The sequence below is a fragment of the Xanthomonas sp. Leaf148 genome (genome assembly GCF_001423585.1).
Taxonomy (GTDB): Bacteria; Pseudomonadota; Gammaproteobacteria; order Xanthomonadales; family Xanthomonadaceae; genus Xanthomonas.
Genome location: NZ_LMOP01000008.1, coordinates 487,994 through 508,275, shown reverse-complemented (window position 1 = coordinate 508,275; position 20,282 = coordinate 487,994). Strand labels below are relative to the sequence as shown.

Genomic DNA, 20,282 nt, shown 5'->3' with positions numbered 1-20,282 from the left:
CGTCGTTTTCGGCCCAGGCTGTGCGCATGGCTCCCACCTCTCCCGATCTGCGCGCAATGTTGATGTTGCTGTTGGCTGGCGGCCGCAGCCCACCGCGTCGCGCGCTGCTGAGCTCTTTCGCCAGCCTGTCCGACGTTCTGACTGCCGGGCCCGGCGCCTGGCGTGCGGCCGGCTGCGACGACCTGCAATCGGAACGGCTGCAGACGCCCGACCCGCAAGCGCTGGATGCGGCGCTGCGCTGGTGCGAACAGCCCGGCCACCACCTGATCGGCTGGCAAGACCCGGACTACCCGGCACTGCTGCGCCACATCGCCAACCCGCCGCTGGCGCTGTTCGTGGACGGCGACCCCAACGCACTCTGGCATCCCGGCGTGGCCGTGGTCGGCAGCCGCTCCGCCACCGCTGGCGGACGCGACCACACCCGCGCCTTCGCATCGAGCCTGGCATCTGCAGGCCTGGGCATCGTCAGCGGGATGGCCGCCGGCGTGGATGCAATCGCACACGACGCCGCGCTCGCCCAGCCTGACGGCATCACAGTGGCGGTGGTCGGCACCGGTGCCGACGTGGCTTACCCCGCGCATCACCAGGCATTGCGCGATCGCATTGCCGCACGCGGCGCAGTGGTCAGCGAATACCTGCCCGGCACCGGGCCGGTGGCCGCGCATTTTCCGGCGCGCAACCGGATCATTGCCGGGCTGGCGCTGGGCACCTTGGTGGTCGAAGCGGCGATGCGCTCGGGCGCGCTGATCACCGCGCGCCTGGCGGCCGAGGCCGGGCGCGAGGTGTTCGCCCTGCCCGGCTCGCTGCACAACCCGCTCGCGCGCGGCTGCCACCACTTGATCCGCCAGGGTGCAACGCTGGCGCAGGAACCGGCCCAGGTCATCGAGGGACTACAGCTGCTGTCGGGCGAGTTGGCCACCGCCTTGCGCGAGCGCCTGGCCGCCCCCACTCAGGTGCCCAGGACGACGCGCACCACCACTTCCACGCGCCCGGACCCCGACTACCAGCGCTTGTGGCAGGCACTAGGCCACGACCCTACCCCTATGGATTCCCTGGTCGAACGCACCGGATTGACGGCCGCCGCGCTGTCCTCCATGCTGCTCATCATGGAACTGGAGGGAGACGTGGTCACCGAGCACGGTCGCTATACCCGCAATCCCTAGTTTCTTCACCTCCACAGCGTCGCGCGACGCAGGCCGAGGGGCAATGAAAGAGAGCATTCTCGATGTACTGCTGTACCTGTTTGAACATTATTTCAGCGAAGACGCGGACCTGGTCCGTGACCGTGACTCGCTTCAGAATGGCCTGATCCAGGCCGGCTTCAGTCCCGCAGAAATCAGCAAGGCGTTCGACTGGCTGGACGCGCTCTCCGAGCAGCGCCCAAGTGTGGCGCGTCCGCATGTCGATGGCCCCGTGCGCATCTATCACGGCCCGGAGCTGGACAAGCTCGATGTCGATTGCCGTGGATTTCTGCTGTTCCTCGAACAACACCGCATTCTCGATGCCGACCAGCGCGAGTTGGTGCTGGACCGCGCCATGGCGTTGGACCAGGACGAGCTGGATCTGGACGACCTCAAATGGGTGGTGCTGATGGTGTTGTTCAACCAGCCGGGCGCGGAAGCGGCCTATGCCTGGATGGAAACCCAGATGTTCCTGGACGAGCCTGAACCCGTACACTGAAGGCTGAAGCCGCCACGGACGTGCGTGCGAGGGGACGGGGATGAGCAGTTGGTATTACGCCGAAGGCAACCGCCAGCGGCGTGGCCCGGTGGCCGACGAGGTTCTGCTGGGCCTGTATCGCGATCGTCAGATTGCCCTGGACACGCTGGTCTGGCGCGAAGGCCTGGAGCAGTGGATGCCGCTGGCCGCCTGTGCCGACGCGCTCGGCCCGCCGATCTCCACCGATCTGCATGCCGCTACGGTCCCGCCGCCATTGCCAATGGCAGCAGCGGGCGCCCCGCCGGTCAACCCTGCGTCACCGCACCTGCGCCAACCTGCCAAGGGGCCAGCATGGCCACTGCTGTTGGTGTTGGGCGCGGTGGCAGGCTTGTTTGTGGTCGTTGCCATGATCGGCATCCTCGCGGCGATCGCATTGCCGGCCTACAAGGACTATCAGACCCGCGCCAAGGTCACCGCGGCAGTTGCTGCATTGGCGCCACTGAAGCCGCAGATCGCCGACTTTCTCGCGCGCGAAGGCCGCTGCCCGGAGAATGGGGATACCGGCTTCCAGACGCCCGAGCACTACGCCAACGGCACCCTGACCAGCGTGCAGATCGGCCGTTTCGACACCAGCGCCTGCGGTGTCGAGGCCATGCTGCATGCTCCCGGCTCGCCCAAGATCGACGGCAAGGCGCTGTGGCTGGATTTCGATGCGGATGCCGGCACCTGGCAGTGCAGTTCCGAGATCGACGACAACCAACTTCCGCAGGACTGCCGCGGCTGACCGGTCGCTGCACGCACAACGCATCATCCAAGGGGACATCATGACGCAGTGGTACTACGCCGACGCACAGCGGCAACGCCAGGGGCCGGTCGACACGGACACGCTTGCCGCGCGCCTGTCGCAGGGCATCATCGATCACACCAGTCTGGTCTGGCGCGAAGGTCTGCCGCAGTGGGTGACCCTGAGCGAGGTTGCGTCCGAACTGGGCCTGGACACGCTGGCGCCAGCATCCCCGCCCATTGCAGCCGATGCGCCGATGCCCGAACAGGGCGAGGCTGCGCCGGCCGTCGCACTGCCTGCTGACACCGCGCCCCGGGATGCGGCACCGGTTGCCGCAGCCCCGGCGACGGACCTCCCGTCGCAGGCCTGGTCGAGACAAGCAGAGCCTGCCGCGGCTGATGCTAATGCGGATGCGCTGCCCGGACCCGGACCATCTCCGACTCACTCCGACGCGACGCCGGAAGCCGTGTCCTGGACGGGCGCGCCTGTGGACGCCGCAGACCATCCGCCGCACACGGCTGAGCACGCGCCAGCCAGTCAATTGACCGCCTCTGCGCCGGTCGCGTCCGAGGGCAACGAGTCGTGGCCCGGCACGCCTGCCGCTGTGGATCCCGCCGTGCATGCGCCAACCCCAGCGGCGACCGCTGCTACCACCCCACCGCCCACAGCCCCGGCCGCCAGGCCGTTGCCAAGTGCCTGGGACACCCCGGTAGCGGCATTGCCCGCTGCTGCAGTCGTCACCCATGACGCGCCAGTGGTCTACGCGGGCCTATGGCGGCGTGTGGCGGCCAGCATCCTGGATAGCCTGATCACCACCTTCGCGGTCTATCTGATCGTGATTCCGCTGGTGTTCGTCGTGGCGCTCGGCACCAGCATGGGCGATTCCGCGTCGTCGATGGACGACGGCAGTGCGCTGGGCATCGCCATTGTGGTGATGTCCTACGGCATCGGCCTGGCCATCCCCACGCTGTATTTCGCCTGGATGCAATCCAGCCGGCTTCAGGCCAGCCTGGGCAAGCTCGCCTGCGGCATCAAGGTCGTGCGCGCCGACAGCAACGGAGCGCGGGTCGGGTTCTGGCGCAATGTGTTGCGCTATCTGGCCTACATGCTGATCAGCGTGCTCACCCTGGGGATCGGCGCGGTCGTGGCGGCCTTCATGGCCGGCATGTCGCAGCGCAAGCAGACTCCGCACGACAAGATCTGCGACACGCTGGTTGTGGACCGCTGGGCCTTCACCGACCGCCCGGAGCTGCAATCGCGCGGCCTGGACACGGTGTCGATCGTGGTGCTGGCCATTTACGGGGTGATGCTGGTGTTGTCGATCGTGGTCGTGGTGATCATGCTGGCGACGATCGGAATGAGCCAGAGCTAGCAGTTCGCCGCGCCCGCCGCTTGACACGGCGGCGTCCGCCGTGATCTTTCTAATAAGAGAACTGAACGCCCGGGAGTACTCCCCGGGCGTTAACGTGTGGGAAACGGCCGATCTGCTTCCCTCAACCGGCCAATTAGGCCACGCTACCTGCCCCCCGGGCTCTGCCCCAAGAATTTGCCACCATGCCCAAGCACCTGCTCATCGTCGAATCGCCCGCCAAGGCCAAGACGATCAATAAATACCTCGGCAAGGACTTCACCGTCCTGGCCTCGTATGGGCACGTGCGCGACCTCGTCCCCAAGGAGGGTGCGGTCGATCCGGATAACGGCTTTGCGATGCGTTACGACCTGATCGAGAAAAACGAGAAGCATGTAGAAGCCATCGCCCGTGCCGCCAAGAGCGCCGACGACATCTATCTGGCAACCGACCCGGACCGCGAGGGTGAGGCGATCAGCTGGCATATCGCCGAGATCCTGAAAGAGCGCGGCCTGCTTGAGAACAAGACCATGCAGCGGGTGGTGTTCACCGAGATCACGCCGCGCGCGATCAAGGAAGCCATGCTCAAGCCGCGTGCGATCGCCGTCGATCTGGTGGACGCCCAGCAGGCCCGCCGCGCACTGGACTATCTGGTCGGCTTCAACCTGTCGCCGGTGCTGTGGCGCAAGGTGCAGCGCGGGTTGTCGGCCGGCCGCGTGCAGTCGCCGGCGCTACGCATGATCGTCGAGCGCGAAGAAGAGATCGAAGCCTTCATCGCGCGCGAATACTGGTCCATCGATGCGCATTGCCGGCATCCGTCGCAGCCGTTCAACGCCCGCCTGATCAAGCTGGACGGGCAGAAGTTCGAACAATTCACCGTGACCGACGGCGACACCGCTGAGGCTGCGCGTCTGCGCATCCAGCAGGCCGCGCAAGGCGTGCTGCATGTCACCGATGTGGCCAGCAAGGAGCGCAAGCGCCGCCCTGCTCCGCCGTTCACCACCTCCACACTGCAGCAGGAGGCGTCGCGCAAGCTCGGCTTCACCACCCGCAAGACCATGCAGGTGGCGCAGAAGTTGTACGAAGGTGTGGCGCTCGGCGACGAAGGCTCGGTCGGTCTGATCAGCTATATGCGTACCGACTCGGTGAATCTGTCGCAGGACGCGCTGGCGGAAATTCGCGACGTGATCGCGCGCGATTTCGGCACCGCGTCGTTGCCGGATCAGCCCAACGCCTACACCACCAAATCCAAGAACGCGCAGGAAGCCCACGAAGCAGTGCGCCCGACCTCCGCGTTGCGCACGCCTGCGCAGGTGGCGCGTTTCCTGTCCGACGACGAGCGCCGCCTGTACGAATTGATCTGGCGCCGCGCAGTGGCCTGCCAGATGATTCCGGCCACGCTCAATACCGTCAGCGTCGATCTGTCGGCCGGTAGCGACCACGTGTTCCGTGCCAGCGGCACCACCGTGGTGGTGTCGGGCTTCTTGGCGGTCTATGAAGAAGGCAAGGACACCAAGAGCAGCGAGGACGAGGACGAAGGCCGCAAGCTGCCGCTGATGAAAGCCGGCGACAACATCCCGCTGGACCGCATCGTCGCCGATCAGCATTTCACCCAGCCGCCGCCGCGCTTCACCGAAGCGGCGCTGGTCAAGGCGCTGGAGGAATACGGGATCGGCCGTCCGTCCACCTACGCCTCGATCATCCAGACCCTGCAGTTCCGCAAATACGTGGAAATGGAAGGCCGTAGCTTCCGCCCGACCGACGTCGGCCGCGCGGTGTCCAAGTTCCTGTCCGGGCATTTCACCCGCTACGTGGACTACGACTTCACCGCCAATCTGGAAGACGATCTGGATGCGGTGTCGCGCGGCGAAGCCGAGTGGATTCCGTTGATGGAGAAGTTCTGGGGCCCGTTCAAGGAACTGGTCGAGGACAAGAAGGATTCGCTGGACAAGACCGACGCCGGCAGCGTGCGCGTGCTTGGCGCCGACCCGGTCAGCGGCAAGGAAGTCAGCGCGCGCATCGGTCGTTTCGGCCCGATGGTGCAGATCGGCACCGTGGAAGACGAAGAAAAGCCCACGTTCGCCTCGCTGCGTCCGGGCCAGAGCATCTATTCGATCTCGATCGAGGACGCGCTGGAACTGTTCAAGATGCCGCGCGCGTTGGGCCAGGACAAGGAGCAGGACGTCAGCGTCGGCATCGGCCGGTTCGGGCCGTTTGCACGCCGTGGCACCGTGTATGCGTCGCTGAAGAAAGAAGACGACCCGTACACCATCGATCTGGAGCGTGCGGTATTCCTGATCGAAGAGAAGGAAGAGATCGCGCGCAACCGGGTGATCAAGGAATTCGACGGCAGCGACATCCAGGTGCTCAACGGCCGCTTCGGTCCGTACATCAGCGATGGCAAGCTCAATGGCAAGATCCCGAAGGACCGCGAGCCGGCGTCGCTGACCTTCGAGGAAGTGCAGCAGTTGCTGGCCGACACCGGCAAGCCGGTGCGCAAGGGCTTCGGCGCCAAGAAGGCAACGCTCAAGAAGAATGCAGTGAAGGATTCGGCCAAGGTGGCCAAGGACGCCGCCGCGAAAGACGCCGCAGCCAAAAAGACTGCGGTGAAGAAAGCGGCCACCAAGACCGCTGCGAAGAAGGCGCCGGCCAAGAAGACTGCGGCCAAAAAAGCCGCCAAGCGCGTGGTCAAGAAAACCGTGAGCAAGGCGGCAGGCTGAGACCCCGCATGGATCACACGCTAGGCCTGGAAAGCGCCGTCGCCACCCTGCAGAAGGGTGGCGTGATCGCCTACCCGACCGAAGCGGTCTGGGGGCTGGGCTGCGACCCGGCCCAGGAGGCCGCCGTGCTACGCCTGCTGGAGATCAAGCGGCGCCCGGTCGACAAGGGCGTGATCGTGGTGGCATCCGGCATCGAGGTGCTGCGCGACTGGGTCGATCTCGACGCGCTGGAGCCGGCCCGCAGGGATGAAGTGTTGGCCAGCTGGCCCGGCCCACATACCTGGATCCTGCCAGTCACCACCCGTGCGCTGCGCTGGGTCACCGGCACGCACGATGGGCTGGCCGTACGCATCAGCGCGCATCCGGTCGTGGCGGCGCTGTGCGCGGCCTGGGGCGCACCACTGGTATCCACAAGCGCCAACCTGGCCGGCGAGCCACCAGCACGCAGCCGCGAGGCCCTGGACCCCGCGCTGCTGGCGACCATCGATGGCGTGGTGGCGGGCGATGTCGGCGAGCTGGCGCAGCCCACCCCGATCCGCGATGCCCGCACCGGTCAGAGCCTGCGCGACTGAGCTTGGGGTATGTGGGCGGCCTCTGGCACCGCAGCAGCAGGCGTCTGGCGGGTGAGAGACGACCGGCACCATGAAGATCGTGCACGGCGCCTACGCGCCGACCGAAGGTCACCGCTTCAATCACAACAAGCTGCTGCTGGCGTGCACCGACGTGATGTCATGGCGAGGGCGCTTTCAAACCCGCGTACACAGATCGCCGTGTCCCAGGTCTAGCGCCAGCGCTCACTGACAACGTCACGCAACAGGCCGCCGACCGGCCACATCGCCACGCCCCAGACGCAGAATCCATTGGCCCGCCCGCTTTCCCGCACGTGGGCCTGAGCAGCGCCCGTCCGCACACTTTGCTGCGCGGCCGCCAAGCGCGCACACTCGGCGCATGCGCACTCTTCCAACCTTTTTGTTGCTGGCCTGCGCGCTGCCTGCCTTGGCAGCGAGCACGGCCGCCAAGCCGGACCCGAACGTGCGGGTCTACCGCTGCGTCAGCAGCACCGGGACCGTGGCTCTGCAGGATGCGCCGTGCAGCAGCGGTCGCCAGCAGGTGCTGGACATGCAGCGCCCGCAGGACCCACCGCCGCGACCGCAACGCGTGGAGGCACCTGCCCCGGTTCCGGCTGCGCCGCCGCGCGAAGTGCGCATCGTTACCGTGCAACCGCCGCAGCCGATGTACGAGTGCACCACCGAAGACGGCGAGCGCTATACCAGCGACAGCCCGGAAGGCAATCCGCGCTGGGTGCCGACCTGGGGGCCGGCCTATGTGGGCAATGCGGTTGGCCCGCCGATCAGCGGCGGCGGCATCCAGCGTCCACCGATCTCGGTCAACCCGCGCCCGGCGATTGCGGTGCAGGGCGGCGCCGGGCGGGGCAGCATCCGCGGCAGTGCCAGCTTTGGCGGCGGTAGCTACCAGGGCGGCTATCAGGACAGTTACCACGGCGGCGGCTACGGCGGCACGGTGATCGTGCCTTACGGCAATGTGCAGATCCGCGACGAGTGCCATGCCCTGCCCGAACAAGAGGTCTGCGCGCGGCTGGCAGACCGCCGCTGGGAGTTGATCCGTCGCTACAACAGCGCGCTGCAGAGCGAACGCCAGGACCTCAGCCGCGAACAACGTGGCATCGAAGCGCGTCAGCAACGCGACTGCGGCGGCGCATGAGCCGCGCCTTGTGGCTGATGCTGTTGCTGGGTTGGGTACCGGGCGCCAACGCCCAGGACGTGGCCATCTACCGCTGCACCGATCCCTCCGGGGCGCTCACCGTGCAGAACATGCCGTGCCCGAAGGGCATGCAGCAACAAAAGAAAATGATGACCGCACCGGCGGCGGTGCCGTTTGCACCGGGCGGCACGCCTGCACCCGCACCAGTACGTACTGCGCCAGCTGCACGGCAGCCGCCCGCTAGTCCCGCTGCCGTGCCTGCTGCGCCGGCAGCTGCATCGACGCCACCGCCGCTGACGCCCACCTCCACGCTGCCTCCGCCGCCGTTGTTCGAATGCACCGCACACGACAATGGCCGCTACTTCACCGAAGACCGAGAACCGGCCACACGCTGCCTGCCGATGCAGACCACCAATTTGGCCGGCGGGCCGGCAACCGGTGGCGGCAGCGCCTGCGAAGTGGTCACCGACCGCTGCGCACCGGTGCCGGATCAGAGTCTGTGCGAGGCCTGGCGCAAACGCGCCGAGCAGGCTGAGGCGACCTGGCGTTTCTCCGACGAGGCGCAATCGGCAGAGCGCAAGCAGCGCTACGACCAGATGCGCCGGGTGCTGGACGAAAGCCGCTGCGCCAATCCATCCGCTGCGCCCTGACTGACTCTGCAGGGCTGCGTGCCGGAAGGCGATCGATGGCGAGTGCGTCATGCCTGCACATGACCGATGCCCCCATCCGCCCTTCGGGCACCTTCCCCCCGCGATGTGGGGGAAGCGATGCATCTCCTGCCGACGCGGGGTTCCTTCTACTTACGTAGCAAAGACTCCCCTCACTCGCGGCAACATCCGGCCAACGTCTGCCATCCTCACAGCGCGCAAGGAGCTGACAGGCGTCACGCGAGCCCGGGCTTGCGGCCGGCACCGGTTGGTGCGGAAGGCGATCGATGGCGAGTGCGTCATGCCTGCGCATCACCGATGCCCCCATCCGCCCTTCGGGCACCTTCCCCCGCGATGTGGGGGAAGGGATGCATCTCCTGCCGACGCGGGGTTCCTTTTGCTTACGTAGCAAAGACTCCCCTCACTCGCGGCAACATCAGGCCAACGTCTGCCATCATCACAGCGCGCAAGGAGCTGACAGGCGTTACGCGAGCCCGGGCGGCCGGCACCGGTTGGGTGCGGAAGCAGATCGATGGCGAGTGCGTCATGGCTGCACATGACCGATGCCCCCATCCGCCCTTCGGGCACCTTCCCCCGCGATGCGGGGGAAGGGATGTCTCCCGTGCCAGTGCATCCCGTGCCGACGCAGAAATCCTCTGGTTGCGCGCGTTGCGGATTACGCGCCCTTCTCTGGTTAAGCGTCTTTTCGTTTACAAGCCGTTGCCAGATCGGCCGCAGCCGCCTGACAGTGGCCGCATCGTGTGCCGGTGAGGCTAGAACCCGTAGCGCAGAAACCCGCCATCCACCGCGATGCATTCGCCGGTGATGTAGCTGGCGGCAGGCAGGCACAAAAAGCCTACGGCTGCGGCGACTTCTTCGGGTTCGCCAATGCGGCGCATCGGGGTGCGGTCGATCACCTGTTCGTAGTAATCCGGATCCGACAACGGGCCGGAGGTGCGCCGCGTGCGGATGTACCACGGCGCGACCGCGTTAACGCGGATGCCGTCCTCTGCCCATTCCACCGCCAGATTGCGCGTCATCTGCTGCAGCGCGGCCTTGGTCATGCCGTACGGCGCGCCGCTGCGCACATGGGTGATGCCCGAGACGCTGCCCACATTGACGATGGCCGAGGCGGCATGCCGGGTCAGCAGCGGATGCGCATACCGCGACAATTCGAATGCGGAAAACACGTTGGTTTCGAAGATGCCGCGCCACTCGTCTTCGGTGTAATCGATCGCGGCGCGGGTGATGTTGCCGCCGGCATTGTTGATCAGCAGATGCAGGCCGTCGGCGTGGTCTTCCACCCAGTCCAGGATCGCGCGACGCTCCTCATCGTCGGACACATCGGCCGCCAGCCCATGCAGCTCGCGCTCGGGAAATTCTTCGGCCAGTTCGTCGCGTGCCTGCGCCAACGCATCGGCATCGCGCGCCACCATCAGCAGATCCGCCCCGAAGCCGAGCAGTTCGCGTGCGATGGCCAATCCAATACCGGCACTGGCGCCGGTGATGAGCGCGGTCTGTCCATCCAGCCGCCAACGCTGCGTTGTCACGTGGGTGATCCTCTTTCAAAACGCGGAAAAACGGTCGCTGCAGCGCAGTTGACGCGCAGCTGCGGCACCGGCGTTAGGATACCGCCACCGCTCGCGAGGTCACGACGATGAAACTTCACTGGATGCTTGCCGCCGTTTTAACGTTGCCGCTGGCTGCCTGTCAGCGCCCGCAACCGGCGCCCACCGACCAAAAGCCCGACCCGCAGGCCACCGCCTTGCGCGACCACATCCAGCAGCCATTGAACAAGGCGCACGCGGTGCAGGCCGCTACCGACCAGGCTGCGGAAGATCAGCGCAAGGCCATCGACGCCGCCACGCAGTAAGCGCGAGGCGCGATAGGCGCGATCAACACCGTAACGCCGCTGTCAGGCCGCTCGCATGAGCTGAGCATCAGGCATCAGGCGACACAAAAACAACGACGCCGGCACAAGGCCGGCGTCATCGCTACAGTCAGTGGCGTGGTTTGCCGCTTCAGAACCCGCAGAAGCAATACGCCAGCGCCTTGACCGGCGTGCCACCGGCCTTGCTGTCGTGCACGGCGCTTTCGACGAAACGCAGCTGCGTGTCCACTTCCGGCAGCGAACGCGCCAACATGGCGCGCGCCATGCCCGAGTCGCTCAGCATCCACGCACCCATGCGGCTGCCGGCAAATCCGCTCATGAACTGCGAGAACGGCGTGGCCGGCTTTTCCACGTAGTGCACGCGGAACTTGCCCTTGCTCAATTTGGCGCGATTGGCCGCATCGGCCACCGCGTCCTGCATGCCGCCGAACGCATCCACCAAGCCATGCTGCTTGGCCTGCGCACCGCTCCACACGCGCCCGCGGGCGACCTTGTCGATGGCTTCCACCGACTGGTGACGCGCCTGTGCGACCTTGCCGGTGAAATCGGCATAGCCCTTGTTGATCACCGCCTGGATGACCTGCCCGGCGGCAGGGTCCAGTGGACGGGTGATGTCGAACGCACCGGCAAACCGCGTGGTGCCCACGCCGTCGGTGTGCACGCCGATCTTGTCCAGCGCGCGGGTCAGATTCGGCACCATGCCGAAGATGCCGATCGAGCCGCTGATGGTCGACGGGTCGGCATAGATGCGATCGGCGTTCATGCTGATCCAGTACCCGCCCGAAGCGGCCAGATCGCCCATCGACACCACCACCGGCTTGCCGGCCTGCTTGAGCGCGACCACTTCGCGACGGATCTGCTCGGAGGCGAACACTTCACCGCCCGGTGAATCCACGCGCAGCACCACCGCCTTGACCTTTTCGTCGTCGCGCGCCTGGCGCAACAACGCGGCGGTGGATTCGCCACCAATGCGGCCGGCCGGCTGCTCGCCGCCGCTGATCTCGCCGGCCGCCACGACAACGGCCACCTGCGGACGGCTGTCCATCGGCGAGCGCTGTGCCTGCAACTGACTCAGATAATCGTTGAAGCCGATATTGCGGAAGCCGCTGTCGGCATCGCTATCGGCCACGCCACGCTTGGTCAGCAGCGCATCGACGTCCTCGCGGGTCTTGAGCCCGTCGACCAGTTTTTGCTGCAGCGCGAACTTGGCCAGATCGCCACCTGCCGCCACCACGCCTTCAGGCAGCGTGTCGATGCCGGCGGTCAGCTGCGCCGGCGTGAGCTTGCGCGCGGTGCCGACGTCGGCCAGGTAACGCTGCCACACGTCGTTCATCCAGAACAGATCCGCTTCCTTGGCATCGGCCGAGGCCGCGTCGAGGATGTATGGCTCTGCAGCGGACTTGTATTCGCCCACACGGAACAGGTGCACGTCCACGCCGAGCTTGTCCTGCAAGCCTTCGCGGAAGTACTGGCGATAGCGCCCAAGGCCTTCCAGCAGCACGCTGCCCATCGGATCCAGATAGACCTCGTTGGCCTGCGCGGCGAGCAGGTACTGGCCCTGACTCATGCTCTCGCTGAAGGCCACGATCTGCTTGCCGGAAGCACGCAGCTTCTGCAATGCGGCGGCCACTTCGCGCTGCGAAGCGAAGCCGGACGGCTGCAGCTTGTCCAGATTCAACAACACCCGTTCGATCTTGCGGTCCTTGCCGGCCGCTTCGATCACCCGCACCAGGTCGCGCAACTGCACCTCTTCGGCGCTCTTGTCGCCCACGGCCTTGGCCAGCGAACGGCTCACCGGGTCGGCGCTGAACTGCTCGACCAGCGTGCCTTCGGGGTTGATGACCAGGGTGGTGCGCTCGGCCAGCGGCTTGGTGCCGTCGCCACGCGCCATCGCTACCACGAGCACCAGCAGCAACAGGAACAGGAAACCGAAGAACACCAGATTGAAGATCAGGCGCCGGGTGAAATTCATCACGTCCCACAGGCCGACGAAGAAACTGGCGATGGGACTGCGACGCACAGGGTGGTTCATGGAAAACTCCGTCGAAAAGACGCTGCATGTACGTAATGCTGCCCAGCATACCGGCTGCGCACCGCCCACGGCATGCGCTGAAAGTCAGGGGGTCGCGTCGGCAGTCAGCCGCCGGCTGGTCTGCCGGAAACGCAGACCCATCAGAATCGACGCGGTGGTCAGGCCCAGGATCAGGCCGATCCACATGCCTTGCGGCCCCCAGCCCAATCCCAGGCCGAGCCCGGCGCCGATCGGCATGCCCACGCCCCAATACGAGAACATCGCCAGGAACATCGGCACGCGGGTGTCCTTGAGCCCGCGCAGCGCGCCGGCCGAGAGCACTTGGATGCCGTCGGGAAACTGGAAGGTGGCGGCAAACAGCAGCAACACCGACGCCAGCGCGGCCACCGTCACATCGTTGGTATACACACCGACGATGGCGTCGTGGCCAAGCAGCAGCGCACTGGCCGACAACGCCTGCGTACCCAGCACGATGGCGTAACCGGCCCAGGTGGCACGCCGAATGGCCAACGGATCGCCACGCCCCACCGCGTGACCGACGCGCACGGTGGTGGCCTCGGCCACGCCCATCGGCACCATGAAGCACAGCTGCGCCACATTGATGGCGATCTGGTGCGCCGCCGCTTCGGTCGAGCCCAGCCGGCCGATCAACAGCGCAGTGACGATAAACAGGCCGCCTTCCATCAGCACGGTGATGCCGATCGGCAGCCCGGTGCGCAACAGATCGCCGATGGCGCGCCAACGCGGCCCTTCCAGATGGGTGAACAACTCCAGGTGCGCAAAGCGCCGCGCGCGCCATAGATACAGCGCGAATACGCTGGCCTGCACCCACATGGTGATGGCCGAGGCCATGCCCAGGCCTTCGGCACCGTGCTCTGCAAAGCCGAACTTGCCGTAGGTCAGCACATAACCCAGCGGCGCCAGCACCAGCAAGCCGCCAAACCCCAGCAGCATGGTCGGCAGCGTCCAGTGCATGCCTTCGCTGAGATAGCGCATGCAGAAGTAGAACGTCAGCGCCGGCACGCCCCAGCGCACCGCGTGCAGAAAGTCGGTGGCACCCGGCACGATGTCCGGCGCAATCCCGAAAGTGGGCAGCAGCGGCGGCACCACGCTCAGAAACGCGAACATCAATGCGCTCAGCCCCAGCGACAGCCACAACGCCTGGCGAAACAACGGGCCTATCTCGCGCTCGCGCCCGGCGCCGCGCAATTGCGACACCGAGGCGGTCAAGGAAATCAGCGTCCCGATCGGCACCAGCATCGGCAGCCACAGCAGCGCGGTGCCGATGGTCACCGCCGCCAGCGTCGCAGTGCCGTGGTGGCCGGCGATGACGTTGTCGACAAACCCGATCAAGCCGGTAGAGACGTGACCAAGCACCAACGGCAAGGCCAGCAGGCCGGTGGTGCGCACTTCCGCGGCGAAGCCTGGCGTCGCGGACGCGGGGGCAGGAGAAACAGACATGACACACCGATTGCTGCGCGGACTACGGCCGTGCCGGGAGGCGCTGGCACCGGGTCGCGTGGGGCCGCTATCTTACGCGTACTTTCCGATTGCGCCCTGACGCGCGCCTGGGCAGTTCTCGCCGCGCTCGCTGCTATGTGCGCGGCAACAAAAGCAGCTGCCGATGTTTCCAGGCAGCCGCATGCTGACGCTGTACCGTGTGCCAGGCGTGGACCTTCGCGGTATCGCATCGGGCACACGACCTCTCCATCACCGCCAACTGGACCTGGCTCATGTCCCTGCACCCGACCGCGTTGCATCCATCGGACTGTGAAAACTGTTCCACAGCATTGCAAGGCGCGTTTTGCCACGCCTGCGGGCAAAGCGCGCATAGCCCGGTGCGCAGCGTCGCGCACGCGGTGGAAGAAGTCTTCGAGTCGTTCTGGCACTTGGATGGACGGATCTTCCGCACCTTGCGCGATCTTCTGGTTCCCGGCCTCGTGGCGCTGCGGTTCCTGAGTGGGCAACGGGTGCGCTATGTCGCGCCGATGCGGCTGTTTCTGGTGGTGAGCCTGTTGACCTTTTTCATTGCACGCATCGCAGTGCATGCCTCTGACGAGGACGTCGCGGCGCCCGGCACCACGCACAGCGCCGTACCGAAGGACTTCGCGCATGCGCGCACGCCGGCGCAGGTGGAAGCAGTGCGTGCGCAGATCGTCGGCACGCTCACCCAGACCCGCAAGGTAGTGCCGGCAGGCATCGCGCGCGACGGCGTGGATGCCGGCATTGCCCGCGCCGAGAGCGAGGCGCGCAAGCGGCTGGCGCAACTGCACCAGGGCGCGCGGCTGGAAAGCGCCGCGCCGGCGGTCGATGCCCCAGACAACAGCACGTTCTTTTCGCTGGGAGGCAAACCCTGGGACCCGGTCAGCAACCCGCTGACCGTTGCGCCGTTGCCGCAGTTCGCCAACCGCTGGCTCAACGTGCAGCTGGACCACATCCGCGCCAACCTGCCGCGCCTGCGCAGCAATCCGCAGCTGCTCTACAACGCGTTCTTTGCGGCGGTGCCATCCACCTTGCTGGTGCTGGTGCCGTTGTTTGCGCTGTTGTTGCGCGTGTTCTACCTGCGCAGCGGGCGGGTGTATCTGGAGCATCTGGTGGTGGCGCTATATAGCCATGCGTTTCTCTGCCTGAACCTGCTGGCGATGCTGCTGCTGTCGCTGCTCAGGGAATCGGTGGCGCAGGTGGCTCCCCCCATCGCCTGGAGCATCGGCCTGCTCCAGTTCGGGCTGGCAGTGTGGATGCCGCTGTATCTGCTGGGGATGCAGCGCCACGTGTACGGCCAATCGTGGTCAGCCACGGTGCTGAAATACCTCGGCCTGGGCAGCATCTATTTCGTCGTGGTCACATTTGCTGCCGCGTTCTTGATGGTGGCGAGTCTGGCGCGTCTTTGACGCTGCGCACTGCAACTGCGGCGCTGCAGTCGCACGGGCCAGACAGCGCGGTGCAATCCGGGATGCGCGGCTGACAGCCGCGTTGTTCGCACAACGCAGGTCGATGAGCACTTGCCGCGCCAACGCGCGGCAATGCACCGCGCATCGGCGATCAGCGCGCCAGTTGCCGCTTCAGCCAGGCGCTGCGGGTGGCCGGGGCTTCGGCCAGCAAGGCGTCGCGTAACCCATCGCGGTCCTGCGGCGGGGTGCGTTGGGCGAGGACCGCCAGCTGTTCCAGCTGGCCGGCATCCAGGCTGCGTAGCACCGCCAGCAGGCGCTCGCGCTGGTCGACCGGCACATAGCCGATCAGCGGCTGCAGCTGCGGATAGAACGCGCCCACCTGCGACCCCAGACGCCAGCCATCGCGATGCAGGCGATCCATCGCGCTGAACTGGGTGCGCAAGGCGCGTTGCTGGTCCTCGGGCAGGCCGTGCAGCCGTTCGCGCGCCTGCCGCAACACCACACGGTCGGTGGCGGTCAGGTCCTTCCACGCGGCATAGCGCGCGCGCAGGTCGGCCTGCTGTGCCGGCGTCAGTGCCGCCCAGCGCGCGCGTTGCTGCGCGGCGCTTGGCGCTGCCGACAGGGCGGGGGCGCTGGCAGGTTCGGTGTGCCCGCTTTCGTCCAATGCCGCTGGCAGGGCCTGCGCGCCGGCGATGCCGGTACTGGCGAGCATCAGCAGGCCGAACCACTTAGTTGTCGTCATCGACCGTCTCCAGAGGGGCGGAAGGCTGCTCAGTCGCGGTGGCATGCGCGCCGGATTCGTCCGCCGGCACCGGGTGGCCGGCGGCGTACCAGGCGTAAAAGTCTGACGCACGCGCCAACTCCAGGTCCGGGTCGGCCAGCATCGTCTGGTCGCGCGGATCCATGCCCGGGGCGGCAGGAGCCTCCGGCAGGTCGGACGCCGGCAGTTCTTCCACCACCACTGGCGCGGCGTCGGTGACATGCAGCACGCCGGCCGGCGCCTGCGAGACCGGCTCAGGCGGCAAGCTGGGCCGTCGGTGGGTCCAGCACCAGCCCAGCACCGTCAGCAGGAGCGCCAGTGCGAGTCCCCCCAGGGCAATACCGGCATGGCGCCGATCCAGCTGTGGCCACTGCCACTGCCGCCTGGGGCGGACCTGTGCCGGGGTGGCGCGGCGTGGCGCGGGCGGCGCCTCTGCCGGGATGGCGGGTTGCAGCGCGACGCCGGCCAGCGAGGCGTCGCGCAACTGGCTGAGCCGGGTCAGCTGGGACGGGGTGAGATCGCGCAGCTCCGTTTGCGCCGCCTCGGCCAGCACGCGCCACGCCTGTGCATCGGGATTGCCGGCCGCATCGCGTGGACAGGCACGCGCCAGCGACTGTCGATAATCCGCCACCGCGATGCCCTGTACGTCGCTGGCGGCCTCCTCTTCCAGCCCGGCCACGATCCGCAGCAGCAGCGCCAGCCGGTCGGGGGTCTGCATCCGGCCCAGTGCGGTGAAGGGCGGCAGCCAGGTGCCAGGCATGGGCTCGCGGCGCAGTGGCGGGGCGGTTGCCAGCAGGCTCCAGAAGCGCATCGGCCAGCCAGCCATCGGCCGTCCCGCTGCCTGGCTGCTGAAAGCGCGCAGGGCAGCGGCCAACGCCCGCTCGGCTGCCGCCACGTCGCCGCATTGCAGCTGCGCCAGTACCAGGCCCCGGCGTTCCACACCCCGCAGAAAGGCTGATAGTGCGGCGGGGGTAACGGGGGCGTCGGGGACTACGGTCATGTGAACTCCAGCATCGGCCGGCATGATACCGACGCACGTCCGCCACGCCGACCGCTTGACAGATCGCACGACCCTCGATCCGGTCGCGAGCGCTACCCGCGTACGTTGTGCACAGCGGCAGACACACCGATACGCGACCGTCTGTCAACTGTTGTTTTTTCTTTGTTGCAATCGTGTTTCACGCCTAAGCTATTGATATATATTAAATTTCGATGTGTGGCGAAAAAATGTCCAAGAGGTTGCCAAGGCAAGTGAATCCGCCTTCACCGCGTGGAGCACGAGACTAATTCACAGGCTTATCCACAGGCAGTGTGGATAAACCCGTTTCCTCAGGCCTCACATAGGTTTACGTCGTATTTATCACTTGGGTCACAGAAAGGCGCTGCAAGTGATCACACCGTCTTCACGAGTGAAATTGCGCAAGTCGGGGGTGCTGGACAGTGTCGGTAGACTGAGCGCATGCCTTCCACTGTCCTCACTTTGCGCGTCGCCCTGCCGGTGCCGCTGCCCCAGCTGTTCGATTACCTACCACCTGCCGACGCCCCGCTGACCGATCCAACGCGGGTCGGCTGCCGTGTGCGGGTTCCATTTGGGTCGCGCGAGTTGATCGGGGTAGTGGTAGAGATCGGCCAGCTGGCATCGGCCGATGGCCTGCGCCCGGCACTGGCCTGGTGCGACCAGGCGCCGCTGCTGGTGGATGAACTGGCCCGCTCGCTGCAGTGGCTGGCCCGTTATACCCATGCTCCCCTCGGCGAGGCCCAGGCCAGTGCCCTGCCCGGCCCGCTGCGTCGCGGCGAGCCGCTGGCCGACACCCATGCCTGGGCCTGGCAGCTCACCGAGGCCGGGCGTACCGGGGCAAGCAGCCTGCGTGCGGGCAGCCGGCCCGCCCTGCTCGCCGCCCTGTTGCAGACCGGTGCGGTGGGCGAAGAACAGCTGGACCCGCTGCTGCCGCAGTGGCGCGAGGCCGCACGCAGCCTGGCCAAGCGCGGCCACGCCGAACGCGTGGCGGTGCCGGCCGATGCCATCGCGCCACGGCCCGGCACTGGTCCCGCACTCAACGACGAACAACGCGCCGCCGCCGCCGCGATCCGGGCGCACACCGGCTTTGCTACCTATCTGCTCGACGGCGTGACTGGCAGCGGCAAGACCGAGGTCTACCTGCAGGCGATTGCCGACTGCCTGGCCGCCGGCAAGCAGGCGCTGGTGCTGGTCCCGGAAATCGGCCTGACCCCGCAGACGCTCGGCCGCTTCCGCGCGCGCCTGGGCGTGCCGGTGCATGCGCTGCATTCGGGCCTGTCCGATGGCGAACGCGCCCGCGTCTGGGCGGCGGCCTGGCGCGGCGAAGCCAAACTGATCGTCGGCACCCGTTCGGCGGTGTTCACCCCGCTGCCCAACGCCGGGCTGATCGTGATCGATGAGGAACACGACGGCAGCTACAAGCAACAGGACGGCATCCGCTACCACGCCCGCGACTTTGCTCTGGTGCGCGGCAAGGCGCTGGACGTGCCGGTGATCCTGGGCAGCGCGACCCCGTCGCTGGAAAGCCTGCACAACGCCTATTCCGGCCGCTACCAGCACCTGCGGTTGTCGCAGCGCGCCGGCGACGCCCGCCCGCCGCGTGTGCGCGTGCTGGACGTGCGCAAGCGCCCGCTCAAGGACGGCTTGTCGCCGGAGGTGCTGGCCGGCATCGGCGCCACCCTGGCGCGCGGCGAGCAGGTGCTGGTGTTCAAGAACCGCCGCGGCTATGCGCCGGTGCTGCTATGCCACGACTGCGGCTGGACCGCTGCCTGCCAGCGCTGCAGCACGCCGCTGCACCAGACCCCGATGACCGTGCACGCCGGCGGCCGCCGCCTGCAGTGCCACCACTGCGGCGCCCGCCAGCAGGCGCCGCTGGCCTGCCCGGCCTGCGCCAGCCTGGCCTTGCAGCCGCAGGGCATCGGTACCGAGCGCCTGGAAGAACGGCTGACCGAGGCGTTTCCGGCGTTCCCGGTGGTGCGCATCGACCGCAGCACTACCCAACGCCGCGACAGCCTGGAAACCCAGCTCGCCCGGCTCGGCACCGATGCCGGCATCCTGGTCGGCACCCAGATCCTGGCCAAGGGCCACGACCTGCCGCGGTTGACCATGGTGGTGGTGGTCGGCATCGATGAAGGCCTGTTCTCAGCCGACTTCCGTGCCGCCGAAAAACTCTCTCAGCAGCTGATCCAGGTGGCAGGGCGCGCCGGGCGCGCCGATCGCCCCGGCGAGGTCTGGCTGCAAACCCACCATCCCGAACATCCGCTGCTGCAGACCCTGGTCAACGGCGGCTACCACGCCTTCGCCGATGCCGAACTGCAGCAGCGCGAGGCCGCCGGCTTTCCGCCGTTTGCGCATCTGGCGCTGTTCCGCGCCGAAGCCAAGGATGTCGCGGCGGCCAACCAGTTCCTGATGGCGGTGCGCGAACTGGCCACGGCCGACACCAGCGCGCAATCGCCCGCGTTTGCAGAGGTGGAGTGCTACGGCCCGATGCCTGCACCGATGCCGCGCCGCGCCGGTTTCCAGCGCACCCAGTTGTTGCTGTCCGCACAGCAACGCTCGGCGCTGCATCGCCTGCTCGATGCGCAGCTACCGGCCATCTATGCGCTCCCGCAGGCGCGCCGCGTGCGCTGGTCGCTGGATGTGGACCCGATCGATTTGTATTAGCGCTGGGCGTATCGCATACGGAGTTGCAGCCAGACGCACGTGGCGCGGTGTACCCAGGCTCTGTAGGAGCGCACCTGGGCGCGAGGGTATTCCCGGTCACGTTGCGTCGCGCCCAGGTGCGCTCCTACGACAACGCGCGCTATCAG

General features: G+C 67.1%; 16 protein-coding genes. 11 read left to right on the top strand and 5 right to left on the bottom strand.

The annotated features are described in order from the left end of the window. The first annotated feature begins 26 nt into the window (after nt 1-26). The 8 genes from dprA (at nt 27) to ASF90_RS06845 (ending at nt 8,883) form a co-directional block, all read left to right on the top strand. Nucleotides 27-1,163 (top strand): DNA-processing protein DprA, encoded by a 1,137-nt coding sequence (gene dprA / locus ASF90_RS06880; protein WP_055847641.1) that lies wholly within the window; start codon nt 27-29, stop codon nt 1,161-1,163. Between the two features lie 43 nt (nt 1,164-1,206). Further along, nucleotides 1,207-1,680: a DUF494 family protein gene (locus ASF90_RS06875; RefSeq protein ID WP_003484452.1), complete on the top strand. Its 474-nt coding sequence runs from the start codon at nt 1,207-1,209 to the stop codon at nt 1,678-1,680. Between the two features lie 40 nt (nt 1,681-1,720). Next, the gene (locus ASF90_RS06870) at nt 1,721-2,443 is read left to right on the top strand and encodes a pilin (protein WP_055847638.1); all 723 of its coding nucleotides are present in this window, start codon (nt 1,721-1,723) and stop codon (nt 2,441-2,443) included. 40 nt (nt 2,444-2,483) lie between these two features. Next, entirely contained in the window at nt 2,484-3,815 is a 1,332-nt protein-coding gene (locus ASF90_RS06865; RefSeq protein ID WP_055847634.1) for an RDD family protein, read from the top strand. Between the two features lie 182 nt (nt 3,816-3,997). Next, on the top strand, nt 3,998-6,511 hold the full coding sequence (locus ASF90_RS06860; protein ID WP_055847631.1) for a DNA topoisomerase I: 2,514 nt from the start codon (nt 3,998-4,000) through the stop codon (nt 6,509-6,511). 8 nt (nt 6,512-6,519) lie between these two features. Continuing rightward, nucleotides 6,520-7,083, top strand: a complete 564-nt coding sequence (locus ASF90_RS06855) for a Sua5/YciO/YrdC/YwlC family protein (protein ID WP_055847628.1) — start codon at nt 6,520-6,522, stop codon at nt 7,081-7,083. Nucleotides 7,084-7,459: 376 nt separating this feature from the next. Further along, entirely contained in the window at nt 7,460-8,233 is a 774-nt protein-coding gene (locus tag ASF90_RS06850; RefSeq protein WP_055847625.1) for a hypothetical protein, read from the top strand. Continuing rightward, the gene (locus tag ASF90_RS06845) at nt 8,230-8,883 is read left to right on the top strand and encodes a hypothetical protein (RefSeq protein WP_055847622.1); all 654 of its coding nucleotides are present in this window, start codon (nt 8,230-8,232) and stop codon (nt 8,881-8,883) included. The genes ASF90_RS06850 and ASF90_RS06845 overlap by 4 nt, the downstream gene beginning before the upstream one ends. Before the next feature lie 770 nt (nt 8,884-9,653). Here the strand turns inward: ASF90_RS06845 and ASF90_RS06840 are convergent. Continuing rightward, nucleotides 9,654-10,430, bottom strand: coding sequence for an SDR family oxidoreductase (locus ASF90_RS06840; RefSeq protein ID WP_055847620.1), 777 nt, complete (start codon nt 10,428-10,430; stop codon nt 9,654-9,656). Nucleotides 10,431-10,537: 107 nt separating this feature from the next. On the opposite strand from ASF90_RS06840, the gene ASF90_RS06835 reads away from it, so the two are divergent. Next, nucleotides 10,538-10,753, top strand: coding sequence for a hypothetical protein (locus ASF90_RS06835; protein WP_046964303.1), 216 nt, complete (start codon nt 10,538-10,540; stop codon nt 10,751-10,753). Between the two features lie 148 nt (nt 10,754-10,901). Here the strand turns inward: ASF90_RS06835 and sppA are convergent, their stop codons facing one another. Both sppA and ASF90_RS06825 read right to left on the bottom strand, forming a co-directional pair. Beyond that, on the bottom strand, nt 10,902-12,803 hold the full coding sequence (gene sppA / locus ASF90_RS06830; RefSeq protein WP_055847617.1) for a signal peptide peptidase SppA: 1,902 nt from the start codon (nt 12,801-12,803) through the stop codon (nt 10,902-10,904). An 84-nt stretch (nt 12,804-12,887) separates the two neighbouring features. Beyond that, nucleotides 12,888-14,264 carry an MATE family efflux transporter gene (locus ASF90_RS06825; protein ID WP_055847614.1) on the bottom strand — a complete coding sequence of 459 codons (1,377 nt, stop codon included), beginning with the start codon at nt 14,262-14,264 and terminating at the stop codon, nt 12,888-12,890. A gap of 272 nt (nt 14,265-14,536) precedes the next feature. Here ASF90_RS06825 and ASF90_RS06820 point away from each other — a divergent pair, with 272 nt between their 5' ends. Beyond that, nucleotides 14,537-15,694, top strand: coding sequence for a DUF3667 domain-containing protein (locus ASF90_RS06820; protein WP_082473512.1), 1,158 nt, complete (start codon nt 14,537-14,539; stop codon nt 15,692-15,694). Between the two features lie 151 nt (nt 15,695-15,845). Here ASF90_RS06820 and ASF90_RS06815 read toward each other — a convergent pair whose 3' ends face one another. Both ASF90_RS06815 and ASF90_RS06810 read right to left on the bottom strand, forming a co-directional pair. Further along, nucleotides 15,846-16,436: a DUF3106 domain-containing protein gene (locus ASF90_RS06815; protein WP_055847607.1), complete on the bottom strand. Its 591-nt coding sequence runs from the start codon at nt 16,434-16,436 to the stop codon at nt 15,846-15,848. Beyond that, nucleotides 16,423-17,454, bottom strand: a complete 1,032-nt coding sequence (locus ASF90_RS06810; protein WP_055847603.1) for a hypothetical protein — start codon at nt 17,452-17,454, stop codon at nt 16,423-16,425. Before ASF90_RS06810 ends, ASF90_RS06815 begins: the two co-directional genes overlap by 14 nt. 459 nt (nt 17,455-17,913) lie before the next feature. On the opposite strand from ASF90_RS06810, the gene ASF90_RS06805 reads away from it, so the two are divergent. Further along, complete coding sequence (locus ASF90_RS06805) at nt 17,914-20,136, top strand: primosomal protein N' (protein ID WP_055847600.1); 2,223 nt, start codon at nt 17,914-17,916, stop codon at nt 20,134-20,136. Nucleotides 20,137-20,282 lie beyond the last annotated feature (146 nt).